Origin of the sequence: Haliea sp. E1-2-M8 (assembly GCF_030649675.1) — a bacterium.
In the GTDB taxonomy this organism is placed as follows: Bacteria; Pseudomonadota; Gammaproteobacteria; order Pseudomonadales; family Halieaceae; genus Haliea.
This window is the reverse complement of the sequence record NZ_JAUTDR010000004.1, coordinates 45,160-59,165: the sequence shown is the minus strand read 5'-3', so window position 1 is coordinate 59,165 and position 14,006 is coordinate 45,160. Positions and strand designations below refer to the sequence as shown.

The 14,006-nt window shown below is 64.4% G+C and carries 11 protein-coding genes; 4 read left to right on the top strand and 7 right to left on the bottom strand.

Going from position 1 to position 14,006, the window contains the following annotated elements; translation table 11 throughout:
• Positions 1-109 precede the first annotated feature (109 nt).
• Complete coding sequence (nhaC, locus tag Q6D67_RS04455) at positions 110-1,579, top strand: Na+/H+ antiporter NhaC (RefSeq protein WP_304704379.1); 1,470 nt, start codon at positions 110-112, stop codon at positions 1,577-1,579.
• A complete protein-coding gene (locus Q6D67_RS04450) occupies positions 1,576-2,022 on the top strand; it encodes an acyl-CoA thioesterase (protein WP_370551918.1) in 447 nt (148 codons plus the stop codon). The genes nhaC and Q6D67_RS04450 overlap by 4 nt, the downstream gene beginning before the upstream one ends.
• Positions 2,023-2,025: 3 nt before the next feature.
• Here Q6D67_RS04450 and epmA read toward each other — a convergent pair whose 3' ends face one another.
• Together epmA and efp are read right to left on the bottom strand one after the other, a co-directional pair.
• Positions 2,026-2,985: an EF-P lysine aminoacylase EpmA gene (gene epmA, locus Q6D67_RS04445; protein ID WP_304704378.1), complete on the bottom strand. Its 960-nt coding sequence runs from the start codon at positions 2,983-2,985 to the stop codon at positions 2,026-2,028.
• A 21-nt stretch (positions 2,986-3,006) separates the two neighbouring features.
• Positions 3,007-3,576 carry an elongation factor P gene (gene efp / locus Q6D67_RS04440; RefSeq protein WP_304704377.1) on the bottom strand — a complete coding sequence of 190 codons (570 nt, stop codon included), beginning with the start codon at positions 3,574-3,576 and terminating at the stop codon, positions 3,007-3,009.
• A 146-nt stretch (positions 3,577-3,722) separates the two neighbouring features.
• Here efp and Q6D67_RS04435 point away from each other — a divergent pair, with 146 nt between their 5' ends.
• Positions 3,723-5,570 carry a hypothetical protein gene (locus Q6D67_RS04435; RefSeq protein WP_304704376.1) on the top strand — a complete coding sequence of 616 codons (1,848 nt, stop codon included), beginning with the start codon at positions 3,723-3,725 and terminating at the stop codon, positions 5,568-5,570.
• An 8-nt stretch (positions 5,571-5,578) separates the two neighbouring features.
• On the opposite strand, the gene serB is transcribed toward Q6D67_RS04435, so the two are convergent.
• The gene (gene serB / locus Q6D67_RS04430; RefSeq protein ID WP_304704375.1) at positions 5,579-6,808 is read right to left on the bottom strand and encodes a phosphoserine phosphatase SerB; all 1,230 of its coding nucleotides are present in this window, start codon (positions 6,806-6,808) and stop codon (positions 5,579-5,581) included.
• 222 nt (positions 6,809-7,030) lie between these two features.
• On the opposite strand from serB, the gene Q6D67_RS04425 reads away from it, so the two are divergent.
• A complete protein-coding gene (locus Q6D67_RS04425; RefSeq protein WP_304704374.1) occupies positions 7,031-8,278 on the top strand; it encodes a hypothetical protein in 1,248 nt (415 codons plus the stop codon).
• An 18-nt stretch (positions 8,279-8,296) separates the two neighbouring features.
• Here the strand turns inward: Q6D67_RS04425 and Q6D67_RS04420 are convergent, their stop codons facing one another.
• The 4 genes from Q6D67_RS04420 to parC all read right to left on the bottom strand — a co-directional run bounded on the left by Q6D67_RS04420 (position 8,297) and on the right by parC (position 13,987).
• Complete coding sequence (locus tag Q6D67_RS04420; RefSeq protein ID WP_304704373.1) at positions 8,297-10,027, bottom strand: amidohydrolase family protein; 1,731 nt, start codon at positions 10,025-10,027, stop codon at positions 8,297-8,299.
• Positions 10,028-10,138: 111 nt separating this feature from the next.
• The gene (locus Q6D67_RS04415) at positions 10,139-10,813 is read right to left on the bottom strand and encodes a TetR/AcrR family transcriptional regulator (RefSeq protein WP_304704372.1); all 675 of its coding nucleotides are present in this window, start codon (positions 10,811-10,813) and stop codon (positions 10,139-10,141) included.
• Between the two features lie 25 nt (positions 10,814-10,838).
• A complete protein-coding gene (locus Q6D67_RS04410) occupies positions 10,839-11,696 on the bottom strand; it encodes a Coq4 family protein (RefSeq protein WP_304704371.1) in 858 nt (285 codons plus the stop codon).
• A gap of 38 nt (positions 11,697-11,734) precedes the next feature.
• Positions 11,735-13,987: a DNA topoisomerase IV subunit A gene (parC, locus tag Q6D67_RS04405; RefSeq protein WP_304704370.1), complete on the bottom strand. Its 2,253-nt coding sequence runs from the start codon at positions 13,985-13,987 to the stop codon at positions 11,735-11,737.
• Positions 13,988-14,006 lie beyond the last annotated feature (19 nt).

The window sequence follows — 14,006 nt, the reverse complement described above, 5'->3', positions numbered from 1 at the left end:
TCTCCGTTGCGGGCGGCTGGCAACTGTACCCGCCGGGTATTTTAAGGCATCCTGCATTTTTGAACCCGACGCTTCCGCGGCGCGCCGCGCAACCAGAGAGTAACCATACTTGAGTGCCGAGCCGCCATCCCAGCCCCTGACTACCACTCTGGCGCTGGCGCCGGTCGTATTCCTCACCCTGTTACTGGCGACATCGGTCTACCTGTTCGGCGCGGACTCCTCCTACGGTGCCAACCAGATCGCCCTGATCCTGGCCAGCTGCGTCGCGGCCCTGGTGGGGAAGCGGATCGGCCTGTCCTGGTACACCGTGCAGGACGGCATTGTCCACGGCATCGCCACGGGCCTCGGCCCGACCTTGATCCTGCTCGCAGTGGGCATGCTTATCGGCACCTGGATTCTGTCTGGCACGGTGCCCGCCATGATCTACTACGGCGTGCAGATACTCAATCCAGCGCTATTCTACGCCGCCAGCGCGGCCATTTGCGCTGTTGTTGCGGTCAGTATCGGCAGTTCCTGGACCGTGGCAGGAACCCTTGGCATCGGCCTGATGGGTATTGCCGGCAGTTTCGGCCTGTCCCCCGCCATCACCGCCGGTGCCATTATCTCCGGCGCCTATTTTGGCGACAAGCTGTCGCCGATGTCGGATACCACCAACCTCGCCGCCGCGGCTACCGGCGTCGACCTGTTCGACCATATCCGGCACATGCTCTGGACCACGGTGCCCGGCTTCACCCTGGCGCTGGTGATTTTCCTGCTGATCGGCGGCGGCGCGGCGGCAACGCCGGAGGAGATCGCGCTGCTGCAATCCGGCCTGACCGAGGAATTCAACATTGGCCTGCACCTGCTGCTGCCTCTGCTGCTGATGCTGGCCCTGATCTACCGTCGCTTTCCGGCGTTTCCCTCGATTGTTGTCAGCGCGCTGGTCGGCGCGGTGTTTGCCATCCTGTTCCAGCCCGAAGCCGTGCGCCAGCTGGCGGGGAACGCTCCCGGCCTGGCGCAGCCCCTGCTGCTGCTCAAGGGTGTCTGGATCAGCCTGTTCGACGGTTATGTCTCCGACAGCGGCAACGCCTTCCTCGACGACCTGCTGAGCAAGGGCGGCATGAGCAGCATGCTGAATACGGTCTGGCTGATCATCTGCGCGCTGGGGTTTGGCGGTGTGCTGGAGCGCACCGGCATTCTCGATTACCTGTTGCAAATGATCCTGCGGCGGGTACACAGTGCCGCCGGGCTGGTCAGCGCCACCGTTGGCACCTGCATCACCGCCAATATCCTGGCGGCGGACCAGTTTATTTCAGTGGCGTTGCCGGGGCGGATGTTCAAGGACGAGTACCCCCGCCGCGGCCTGTCGCGACTGAACCTGTCCCGCACCCTGGAGGACTCCGCCACTCTGACCTCGGCGCTGATTCCCTGGAATACCTGCGGCGCCTACATGTCTGCGACTCTGGGCGTGGCCACCTTTACCTATGCACCGTTCGCCTTTTTCAACCTGATCTGCCCAGTGCTGGCGATACTCTACGCCATGGCCCACTTTGCCCAGAAACCCCTGGAAACCGCAGCCCCGGCAGGACAGCCGGCGTGAGCGTGAAGCCGGCTGGCTGGGACTACCCGCAGCCCTTTACTCTGGAGACCCGGGTCAGCGCCGACGACATCGACGGCCTGGAACACACCAACAACACGGTCTATGTGAAATGGTGCGAGCAGGTGGCCTGGGCGCACTCGGTCGCCCTGGGCCTGGACCTGGAAGCCTATCGGCGCCTGGACCGGGCGATGGCCATTACTCACAGCGAGTATGACTACCTGCAGGCTTCGCGGGCCGGTGATGAGCTGGTGGCGGGCACCTGGATTGTGAGCTGGGACCGCAAGCTCACCATGGAGCGCCGGTTCCAGATCCTGCGGCCGGCGGACGGCCTCACCCTGCTGCGCGGCATGATGCGTTTCGTCTGTATCGAAATCAGCAGCGGCCGGCCACGGCGGATGCCGCCCGAGTTCGTCGCCGGCTACGGCCCCGCGCTGCTCGATTAACGCTCAACTGCGGTCCCAGGGGAAAGCCAGCAGGCGGCGTATGTCGCTCTCCCCGGTCGCCAGCAGCAATAGCCGGTCCACCCCCAGCGCGACCCCGCTGCATTCCGGCAGCCCTGCCGCCAGCGCCGCCAGCAGGGCCTCGTCCAGTGGCCGTTGCGGCTGGCCGCGGGCCTGGCGGCGGCGGTTGTCGACCTCGAACCGCGCCCGCTGCTCCGCCGGGGCACCGAGTTCGTGATAGCCATTGGCCAGTTCAATACCGTCGACATAGAGCTCGAAGCGCTCGCCCACCTGGCAACCATCGCGTTCGCCCAGGCGGGCCAGGGCGGCCTGGCTGGACGGATAATCGTAGACAAAACAGAGGCCCTGCGCCGTCAGCCAGGGCTCGACCGCATGGGTCAGCAGCAGGTCCAGCCAGAGATCGCGGTCGCCGCTCAGGGCGCCGACGTCGACTATCTGGCGCACCATCTGCTGCAGGGTTTCCAGAGAGTCGGCAAAGGGATCCACGCCGATACTGCGCTGGAACAGATCCCGGTAGCTCAAGGCCTGCCACGGCCGTTCCCCCAGGCAGGCGCACACCAGGGCGGCAACTTCGACCATCAACTGGTGGTGATCCATACCCGGCCGGTACCACTCCAGCAGGGTGAACTCCGGGTTGTGCCTGCTTCCCGCCTCGCCGTCGCGAAAGGCCTTGCAGATCTGGTAGATCGGGCCACTACTCGCGGCCAGCAGGCGCTTCATGGCATATTCGGGGGAAGTTTGCAGGTAGCGGGGGCCGGCGCCAACCGATATGCCACCACTCACCAGCAGCGGTTCGATAGCCGGGTCGGTAATGCCGCGAGAGCACAGCAAGGGCGTTTCCACCTCCAACACGCCGCGCCCGGCAAAGAACGCGCGGATGCTTGCCAGCAGCGCCGCCCGTGCCCGCAGCGCGCCCGGCCCGGCGCCCGGGCGCCAGTCAGTCACAGCGAGGCCTGGCCCGGGGGCTTACTTGCTGACGCGGTTCTGGTATTCACCGGTGCGGGTATCGACCCGAACAACCTCACCGATGGTAACGAACAGGGGCACCTTGACCACGGCACCGGTGCTCAGCTTGGCGGGCTTGGTGCCGCCCTGGGCGGTGTCACCCTTGAGGCCGGGATCGGTTTCGACAATTTCCAGCTCGACAAAATTGGCGGGCGCCACGGCTAGCGGGGTGCCGTTATAGAGGGTAACCTCGCAGTTGTCCTGGTCCTTCAGCCACAGATAGGCGTCACCCACCGCCTTGGCATCGGCCTGGTGCTGCTCGAAGGTGTCGGGCTCCATGAAGTACCAGAATTCGCCGTCGTTATAGAGGTACTGCATGGTGCGGTCGACAACATCAGCGCCTTCCAGGCTTTCGCCAGACTTGAAGGTGCGCTCCCAGACCCGCCCGCTCCTCAGGTTGCGCAGGCGCACCCGGTTGAAGGCCTGGCCCTTGCCCGGCTTTACGAACTCGTTCTCGAGAATGCTGCAGGGATCGCCGTCCATCAAGACCTTGAGGCCGGGCTTGAACTCATTGGTGGAAAAATTCGCCATGATCGCTTTTACGCCAGTTTCCAGAGTGGGTGGCAATGATACCGCACACCTGGGCTTTCAGCGATATTCCGGTGGCGATTGGCGCCCCGGATAGGCTACTCTTGCCGCAAACAGAACCACAATAACGGCACAGGGAGATCTGGGGCATGACAGACAAGGCACCCGTCAAGCTCAAAATTCCGCGCCAGGATCTCGACCAGCACAGCCTGTTTCCCCTGACCCTGGAGGGGGTGCAGTCCTGGAGCAATGCACTGCCGGTCACCAATACGCGCGAGGTCGCGCAGCAGCTGCGCGTCGCCATAGGCGAGCTCAACCGGGTGACCCTGCCCGCCGAACAGCGCTATGCCATTCTGGAGGCGATGCGTCCCAACCTGAAGGTGGCGACAGCCAGTCTCTCCCGACGCTTCATCAATCAACCCCTGGTGCTGCCCGCTGAGCCGCAACAGATGGCGGAACTGGCAGACCAGCTGTTCGGGCTCGCCAGTACGGCCTATACCCTGGTTGCGGTCCACGCCATTCGCCACCGCGAGAGCATCCGCGACGTGAACCCGGCTCGCCTGGTGTGTGAGGCGCTGCAGCGGGCGGTCTACTTTACCGGTTGCAAAATTTTTCAGCGCTTCCAGCTATTCCAACCGGAGGAGAATCGCGCCTGGCAAACCCTCCACCAGCTCTACGCCCTGGCAGAGCGGCAACAGCTGACCCAGTTGCGCATCAACGGGATGCTGCAGGAATCGACCACGATCACCGCAACCTGGCTGCAACCGCTGCTGCTGGCTTGCTGTAAACCGAACCAGCTCCGGCAGGGCGATCTCGCGGCCATTTTCCAGGGCCTGCGGCAATGGAGCGGGCTGGCACCGGTATCCGCCGGAGGCGAGGGCCTGTTTGCCGTGGATCTCAGTGGCGACCAGCCACCGACCTACACCAACAGCGTCAGGGCCACGGCGAGCCGGGACCTGCGCCTGATCGACACCGGGCCGCTGGTCGCGCATCTGGGTGAACTGGCTGAGTCGGGCGAAGACAGTAGCCGCCAGGACATCGTGTTTGCGAACGACGTCCGCCTGCACCACAACATCCTGCAGCACATGATCGTGTCCCTGTCCTCCGTCAGCACGCGCAACTTCAGTCGCCAGAGCCTGCAGCAAAGACTGCATGTAGCCCTGGGGCTGAACAGTACCCACTACTTTGTCGCCGGCGGCCTGACCTTTGCCGAAGTACTGAACGGCAAGGGCTACCGTCCGCCAGTGAGTGAGCGGATGGTGACCAATCCGTTTCTGGTGCAACGCAAGCGCCGCGACCCATGGCTGGAAGCGTACGCGGATGATATTTATAGCGGGGAGCAACAGCCGGATCCCGATGACAGCAGCGATGCAAAAAGTGTCGAGGTTGACGAAGATACGCGGGCGGTGCTGCTTGCAGGCCATGACCAGCCACAACCAGAGCCGCAAGCCCAGGAAGAAGAGCGGCACAGGGAATATCAGGTGACGGCCATCAACGCCAGCCCCGGTGGCTATTGCCTGGAGTGGCAGCAGGACCAGCCGGCCGCCATCCGCAGCGGCGACATTCTCTGCGTGCGTGAGGAAGAGGGCGGTTCATGGGTGATCGCCTCCATTCGCTGGTTGAGTCAGCTCGCAGGCAAGAGCAGCATTCTCGGTATTGAACTGCTGAGCCCGCAGGCAGCGGCCTGGGGAGCGCGCATCCAGAACCCGAAGGGAGGCCTGTCAGAACCGATCCGGGTGCTGCTGCTACCGGGGATCAAGCTGGTGGCGCAGCCGCCAACGCTGATTACCCCGCGCAGCGGCTTTCGCGAAGGCCAGAAACTCACGCTGGTCAGGCACGGTGAAAGCAAGAATATCCGGCTGCAGCGGCAGGTAGCCGCCACCGCAATCTACAGCCAGTTTGAGTTTCTTGAGGCCGGCAGTCCGGCACAGGCCAAACCCAGGGAAGAACGCGAATTGCCGGGCTCCGCGTTCCGCTCACTGTGGTCAGAGATCTAGTGTAGTTACTACACCAGACGCTCGGCGCCGGGCTGGTAGCGATCGGATATTCCCAGCAGATAGAGGATCGCGTCCAGCCCCAGCGTGGAAATGGACTGCTCCGCTGATTGCTGCACCAGCGGCTTGGCGCGAAACGCTATTCCGAGCCCCGCAATACTGAGCATGGGCAGGTCATTGGCGCCGTCTCCCACCGCAATCACCTGCTGTAAGTCTATGCCCTCACGGGAAGCGAGCTGACGCAGCAGGGCGGCCTTGCGCTCACCGTCCACTATCACGCCACTTACCTCTCCGGTGACGGCACCGTGGGCGATCTCGAGCACGTTGGCATGCACATAGTCGATCCCCAACTCGCGCTGCAGCCGCTCGGCGAAATAGGTGAAGCCGCCGGAGAGGATGGCCGTCTTGTAGCCCAGCGCGCGCAGGGTGGCGACAAGGTGCCGGGCCCCCTCGGTAATGCGCAGGTTCGCCGCCACTTCCTCCAGGGCGGATTCGGGCAGCCCCTGCAATAGCGCCACGCGCTGGCGAAAGCTGGCGCTGAAATCCAGCTCGCCGCGCATGGCGCGCGCAGTGATCGCGCTGACCTGGTCGCCCACCCCCGCCAGCTCTGCGAGTTCGTCGATGACTTCCGCCTCGATCAGCGTGGAGTCCATGTCAAAGGCCACCAGGCGCCGGTTGCGGCGGTACATGTTGTCTTCCTGGAAGGCGAGGTCCACCTCCAGGGCACTGGCCACCTCCAGCAGTTCCTTGCGGAACGCGGCGCTATCGGGCAACGGACCGCGCAGGGAAAACTCGACACAGGCCTTGCTCAGTGGCGGCAGCTCTCCCAACGGTATGCGTCCCGACAGGCGCGATATGCCGTCGATCCCCAGGCCGTGGCGCGAGAACACGGCGCTGACCCGCGCCAGCTGATCGGCAGTAATCTTGCGCGCCAACAGGGTGGTGATGTAGCGGGCCCTGCCCTGGGCAGCCACCCAATCGCCATAACTCTCCTTGCTCACTGCCTCCCAGCGCAGCTGCAGGCGGTGTTCCGCGGCAAACGCCTGCAGGGCCTGTTCCAGACCGCCCCGGCCAGCATCCTCGGGTATTTCCAGCAGCAGTCCCATGGAAAGAGTTGCGTGAATAACGGCCTGGCCGATATCGAGGACGTTCACCGCACACTCTGCCAGCAGCCCGGTTACGCCGGCGGTGATGCCCGGGCGATCCTCACCGGAAAGGGTTATCAGGACGATGTCGTTCACGGAATGCAGTGTCCAGCAGGCGGCAAAGCCGCGTATTCTACCCCCGCGCCCGTTGCAGCGAAACATTTCGGCCGGACAGGTCGGGCCGCGCAGGTCGGGCCGCGCAGCCTCGGCCGGACAGGTCGGGGCGCGCAGCCTCAATCGGGCAGCGCCCGCCGACCGCGCAGCGGGGTCTGCCATGGTTTATACTCAACCGCTTTGATCACAGGGAAGCCCACCGGCGTGAGCAACAGTTTCCGCGACTCCAGTTTGAGCCACCAACTGGCGCTCATCGCCGCCCTGGCCTGCCTCCTTATCAGTCTCGCCCTGGTCGGTCTTGCGGCCACTTCCAGCCGGCACATGCAGGAAGTACAGCAAGCCAGCTTCGGCAATGCCCTGGCGCAGCAGATCGCCCGGCGCATCAGTGTCGCGCTGGAAACCGGCGATTTGCTCAACGTGGCGGCGTCCCTGCACCGTTTCGTGGAATCCTCGTCCGCCGGCAGGGTGGCGATCTTCGATGTGGAGGGCCGGGCTCTGGGCCAGGCCGGCACAGTCGAGGGCGAGTACCAGCGCGAGTATCGCGCGCCGGTACTTATCGAGAATGATCTGGCCGGGGAGGTGGTAATCACTATCGGCACAGACCTGGTGGAAACCGCGCGCATGCGGTTTTTGCTCAGCCTGCTGGGACTGGCGGTCCTGTTGAGCCTGGCCGTCTATGGCGCCACCCGCCACCTGAGCCAGCGGCTGCTGGCCAACCGTTTGCAGCGACAGGCGAAGGCGATTGCCCTGGACGACAACCGCGCCACCAGCCTGCCTCCCAATGAACTGATGCAACTGCAGTATCACATTGATGCGCTGCCCATGGACCTGCTGCGGGCCCGGACCGGCACCGGGCCGAAAGAGGAAAATTATCGCGACACGGCAGTGCTGTACCTGCACCTGATCAGCCTGACCGCCTACCTCGACACCCTCGATGAACGCTCCCTGCACCGCTATACCGACCGCCTGCATCAGATCGTCTACGCCGCCGCGGGTTTTTACGGCGGCCAGCTGCAGGTGGTGCGGCAGTTTGGGTTGGCGGTATTCTTCAGCGGCGACACCAGCGGCGGCAGCGCCGCTTTCCGCGCGGCTTCCTGCGCCTGGCTGGTCCGCGCCATCAGCAAGGAAATGGAAAAGGAGATGACCCTGTCCCTGAACATCGCCATGGCGGTAGCCCAGAGCGAGCTGGGGCGCGGGGATGAAACAGATATCTACCCGGGGCTGTACATCCAGCCCACCCTGGACGAACTGCAGACCCTGTGCGCCAGCAAGCCGCCGCAAGTCATGCTCTCAGCCGGGGTCTGCGAGGACATCGACGTCAGCAGCCGCCTCGAGCAGCGGCCCAGCGAACTGGGCGATTACTGCATCCTGGAAGAGTTTCTCAACCCCTGGGACGACCTCCTTGAGCGGCAGCTGCGGCTGACACTCAGGCGCCTGACGGCGCCGCTGTAGCAGCGCCATCCCCGGAAATCAGGCCGCCGCCGGAGCCAGCATGGTGCCTGGGCGGGCGCCGGTGCCCTGCTGACCGTCGAAGGTCACCTCCCCGTTCACCATGGTCAGGCGCATCGGCGCCGGGTCCCGGCTCCAGCGCCAGGTAAAGCCGCCGTTGCCGTCGGGCACGTCGAAAACACGCTTCATGTCCCGCTCCTGCACCTCGTCCAGACTGAACACCGTAATATCCGCACGCTTGCCCACTGCCAGGGTACCCCGGTCGCGGAAGCCGAAATGGTCGGCCAGCTTGCCGGTCTGGATGTACACGGCCTCCTCCGGAGTCAGCTCGCCCGCGCGTACAAAATCGGTGAACAGCTTGATGTTCTCGCCGGCACCGCAGAGCATCTGGCCGTGGGCCCCCGCGTCGCTGATGTTGCCCACCGTCCAGGGGTCGCGCATCAATTGCAACACCATATCCCGATCCCGCTCGAAGGGCGGCATGGTTACCGTAGACTGCAGGCCGTTGGCCAGCAGCCACTCCGCCATCGCGTCGGAGGGGTGCGCGGCGCCGATCTTATGCTGGTACTCGCCCAGGGTCAGGTGAGTGGGGCCGACGCCATTGTCCGTATTCATCAGCAGCAGGTGCTCAGCCCGACCCTCGGGGAAGGGCGAAAACTCGAAGGTCTTGGTATCCCAGGATTCGCGCGCGCGCAGGCGCCAGTCCTCATCCCGCAGCAGGACCGCCTTGGCGGCATCGCCCTCGGCCGTCACCACTTCGTGCCAGACGTAGTCATTGGATTGAGCGAAGATCAGCGAACTCTGCACGCTCAGGGTCGAAGTCACGGCCACGTGGGCATAGCCGGTCCAGAAGTCGCGACCCTCGCGCTTGAACTGCTCGTGAATCTCCACCAGCGGCGCCTGGATACCCATCATGTCGCGCTGGAATAGCAGCGTGGGCAGGCCCGCCCACTGCACGCGGATAGGCATACCCTCCGCCAGGCGGCCGATGCGGCGCATGGTTTCGGGCGCGGTCATGTTACGGAAGGTATCCACGATCACCTGCAGGCTCGCGCCCGGGTGGCGGCTGATCACTTCCATCAGCGCCTGCAGCTCGGCGTCATCGGCCTGCAGGGAAGGCACCGGCCGGTCGCGGCCATCGTGATCGAACAGGTTGGAGGACATCCCCAGGGCACCGGCCGCCAGCGCTTCGTCCAGCAAATGGCACATGCCTTCGACTTCGGCCGGGGTAGCCGCGCGGTCCCAGGCGTCCATGCCCATCACCGCGAGGCGCAGGGCGATATGGCCGCAGAAAGCCGCGTAGTTGGCGGGCAGTTTCACATTGCGGACCATGGACTCCTTGTACTCCGGCCAGCTGCGCCAGTCCCAGGGCAGGGAGCTGAAAAAGGGCTGTTCCGGGATGTCCTCGAAAAAGGAAAAAATGCCCACGACTTCCCGCCGCGCAGCCTCGTCATCGGATACCGGGGCGATGGAGAAGCCGCAGTTGCCCATGACCACCGAGGTCACACCATAGCCCGGCAGCGGGTCCAGCTCCTGGTCCCACCACATGGCGCCATCAAAGTGGGTGTGGCTTTCGATAAACCCCGGCGCGACGTAGCAGCCGCTGGCGTCTACCACATCCTCGCCCGGCTCCGGCTGCAGGCCCGGCGCAACCGCCGTAATCACGCCGTCGCGGATGCGCACATCCGCGGAAAATGCGGGGGCACCAGTGCCATCGACCACCATGCCATTGCGAATTACCGTCTTGTTCATCGGTCGCTACCTCGTAGGTTCGGTTCTTATTGACCCGGGACAGGCGGCCGGGTTGCCCCGGCGCGCCCCACTGAGTTTCAGTGTAGGTATTTATAATAAGTATTTCCATAATTATTTCGAGAGACGCTGCAGGTGCTGCTCGAGTCCGTCAACCATGGCCTGGAAACCCAGCTCCAGCACCTGCTGCCGCTGGACCTCCGGCAGGCGCTGGTTGAGTGTAGCCAGGTAGGGCGCGTCCTCGCCGAGTGCCGCCGCGGTCAGCGGCGCCAGGCGTCGGGCCGGGTCCGCAAACTCCTCGATGTAGATCAGGCCCAGGGCCTGGCTGGTGATCCAGGCCAGCAGCAGGGCCGCATGCTGATCGTCCGCTCCGGTGCCCTGCAGCACCTCCAGCAGGGGCGAGAGTATGCGCCGCCAGGCCGGCGTGGCACGCCCCTCGATGGACATGATCCGCAGCGCCACCGGGTGCCGGTCACAGTGCCGGGCCAGCTCGCGCAGCCAGTCCCGCAGCACGGTCTGCCAGGCAGCGTCCGCTGCGGTGCGCGGGATCCTGAACTGGCTGAAGGAATGATCCGCAACTGCCTGCAGCAGGACGCTGGTATTGGGGTAATGGTTGTACAGGGACATGACCGGGATGTTCAGCTTGGCGGCCACCTCCGCCATGCTGATTTCCTCAGGGGCCTTGTCCTCCAGCAGTGACATGGTCGCCTCGACCACGCGCTCGCGGGTGATCTTCGGCGGCCGGCCGCGGCTGCGGCGGGGGGGTGGCACGGGTCTGTGGCTGTGCATGGCGTCTCCCGGCTTCTTCTGTGCGTCAATTGCCCCGCATGTCTTCGTAGGCCCAGGCCCACTCTCCATCCGCCGGTGCATCGAGAATATTCAGGTCCTCGCGAATCTCTGCAATACTGCAATCGAAGTAATCTTCCCAGCGTACCTGGAACAGTGGCCTGCGGATCTCGCGCGCCATGCGCCGTGCCAGGGCCATGGCATCCAGCAGCAGGGGCATCGTGCGCGGGTAATGCAGGGTGGAGCGCATGAGGCCGCAGCTCACGCCGAAGGTCGGCTGCTGGGACAACTGCGCCGCCAGTTCCGGTGTGAGGTGGTCGAAGTACTGCTGGGTATTCAGCTGGATGAGCGCGTATTCGCCGATCGGCGTGACATCCAGACCGGTGACCATGTGCTGGATATCGTGGCTCTGCACAAAGCGCTTCAACCAGTACTGGAAGTCATCTTCCGGAGCTCCCTTGAACATGAAGTCGATATCCAGGCCACTCTCCGCGACAAAACGGTAGACCTGCTCACCGAGGGTGCCCGGGCGATGGTCGCGCAGGTTCTCCGCGGAGAAGTCCGACAGGTAGCGGGCGTCCAACCAGGCGGCGAATTCCGGATTAATGGAACGTTGCGCAGCAAACAGCCCGAGCACCTCGGGGTAATCAGTCACCTCGGCAAAAGCGGCCATGGTCTCGGGAATGAAATACGCCGGCGGCAGATCCGCGCCGTACTTACGCAGCATTTCCTGGGCGACCAGCGTGCGCATGGCTGCGCTGTTCAGGTACTTCGAGGAACTGATCAGGATGCTGCTGTCGGTGGTCAGGGGCATGACACCCCCTTTCAGGTAGGCGGCTTCGTTCTGGTCCACGCTTTTCTCCTCGTTATTGGTTAGTCTGCTCACGCCCATGGCGCTCTTCCTGCGCAAACCCTGCGCATGGCTTACTCCACCCGCATCCCGTCAACCTTCTGAAAACCTCGCGGCAGCTTGTTGCCACGGCGGCCGCGCTCGCCACGGTAATGTTCCAGTTCGCTGAACTTGAGGGTGAGGTGGCGCTTGCCCGCCAGGATTACCAGGGACTGCACCTCGCTGATCACCCGCACAGCGACCAGGAATTCGTCGCGGCTCAGCACCCTCGCCGAGGGAATGCCCATGATCTTGTTGCCCTTGCCGCGGGCGAGCTGGGGCAGGTCCACCAACGGGAACACCAGCAGGCGGCCCTCGTTGGAAACCGCCGCCACCCAGGCGCCCTCGTCCTGCGCGGGAACCGGCGCCGGCTGCAGCACCTGGCCGCCCTTGGGCAGCGAGAGCACGCCCTTGCCGGCCCGATTCTTCCCCTGCAGGTCGGCAAACAGCGCGACAAAACCGTAGCCGGCATCGCTGGCGAGCAGGAAGCGCTGACTGTCGTCCGCCAGCAACAGACCCTCAAAGGTGGCGCCGGAGGGGGGACTGATGCGCCCCGTTACCGGCTCCCCCTGGCCCCTCGCCGAAGGCAGGTTGTGTGAGGGCAGGGTATAGGCCCGGCCCGTGGAATCCAGGATTACCGTGGGCTGGTTGCTGCGGCCGCGGGCCTCCAGCTTGAAGCCGTCGCCGGATTTGTAGCTCAGGCTGCCCGAGTCGATATCGTGACCCTTGGCGGCGCGAATCCAGCCCTTTGCGGAGAGCACGACAGTGATCGGGTCGGCGCTCATCAACTCCAGTTCGCTGAAGGCCCGGGCCTCCTCGCGCTCCGCGATCGGTGAGCGGCGGTCGTCGCCGAACTGCTCTGCCACTGCCTGCAGTTCCTTGCGGATCAGGGTTTTCAGGCGTGTCTCACTGCCCAGGATTAGCTGAAGGTGGTCCCGTTCCCGGGCCAGCTCGTCCTGCTCGCCACGGATCTTCATTTCCTCCAGCTTGGCGAGGTTGCGCAGCTTCAGTTCCAGGATCGCCTCGGCCTGGGTGTCGGTCAGGGCGAAGCGCGCCATCAGCGCGGCCTTGGGCTTGTCCTCGGTGCGGATGATGTGGATCACCTCGTCGATATTGAGGTATGCGACCAAATAGCCTTCGAGAATGTGCAGGCGTTTCAGTACCCGATCGAGGCGGTACTCCAGGCGCCGGCGCACGGTGACGGTCCGGAACTGCAGCCACTCGCGCAGGATCCGGTCCAGGGACTTGACCCCCGGGCGGCCATCGGTCCCGATCATGTTGAGATTGACCCGGTAGGTCTTCTCCAGGTCGGTAGTGGCGAACAGGTGGCTCATCACCGCCTCGAGATCGACCCGGTAGGAACGCGGCACGATCACCAGGCGGGTGGGGTTCTCGTGATCCGATTCGTCCCGCAGGTCAGCCACCATTGGCAGTTTTTTCGCCTGCATCTGCTGCGCAATCTGCTCCAGCACCCGGGAACCGGACACCTGGTAGGGCAGGGCGCGGACGATGATATCGCCGCCCTCGCGCTCCCACACCGCGCGCATGCGCAGGCCGCCGCGGCCAGTTTCATACAGGGCGCGGATCTCCGCGCGCGGAGTGATGATCTCCGCCTCGGTGGGGAAATCCGGGCCCTGGACATGCTCACAGAGTTCGGCAACGGTTGCCCGGGGCGACTCCAGCAGGCGGATCGCCGCCGTTACCACCTCGCGCAGGTTGTGCGGCGGGATATCGGTGGCCATACCCACCGCGATGCCGGTGGTGCCGTTGAGCAGCACATTGGGCACCTGGGCCGGCAGCACCGAAGGCTCCTCCAGGGTACCGTCGAAGTTGGGCACCCAATCGGCGGTGCCCTGGCCCAACTCCCCCAGCAGAACGTCCGCATAGGCGGTGAGGCGGGATTCGGTATAGCGCATGGCGGCAAAGGACTTGGGATCGTCCGGGGAGCCCCAGTTGCCCTGGCCGTCCACCAGCGGGTAGCGATAGCTGAAATTCTGGGCCATCAACACCATGGCCTCGTAGGCGGCGCTGTCGCCGTGGGGGTGGAACTTGCCGATCACATCGCCCACCGTGCGGGCGGACTTCTTGAACTTGGCGCTGGCCTTGAGGCCCAGCTCGCTCATGGCATAGATGATGCGCCGTTGTACCGGCTTCAGACCATCACCTATGTGGGGCAGGGCGCGGTCGAGAATGACGTACATGGAATAATCCAGATACGCCTTTTCCGTGTACTTCTGCATCGATACCTGCTCGATGCCATCGCTGTCGATTTCCACTATTTCAGACATGCAAAAAGAACCTGTTTCT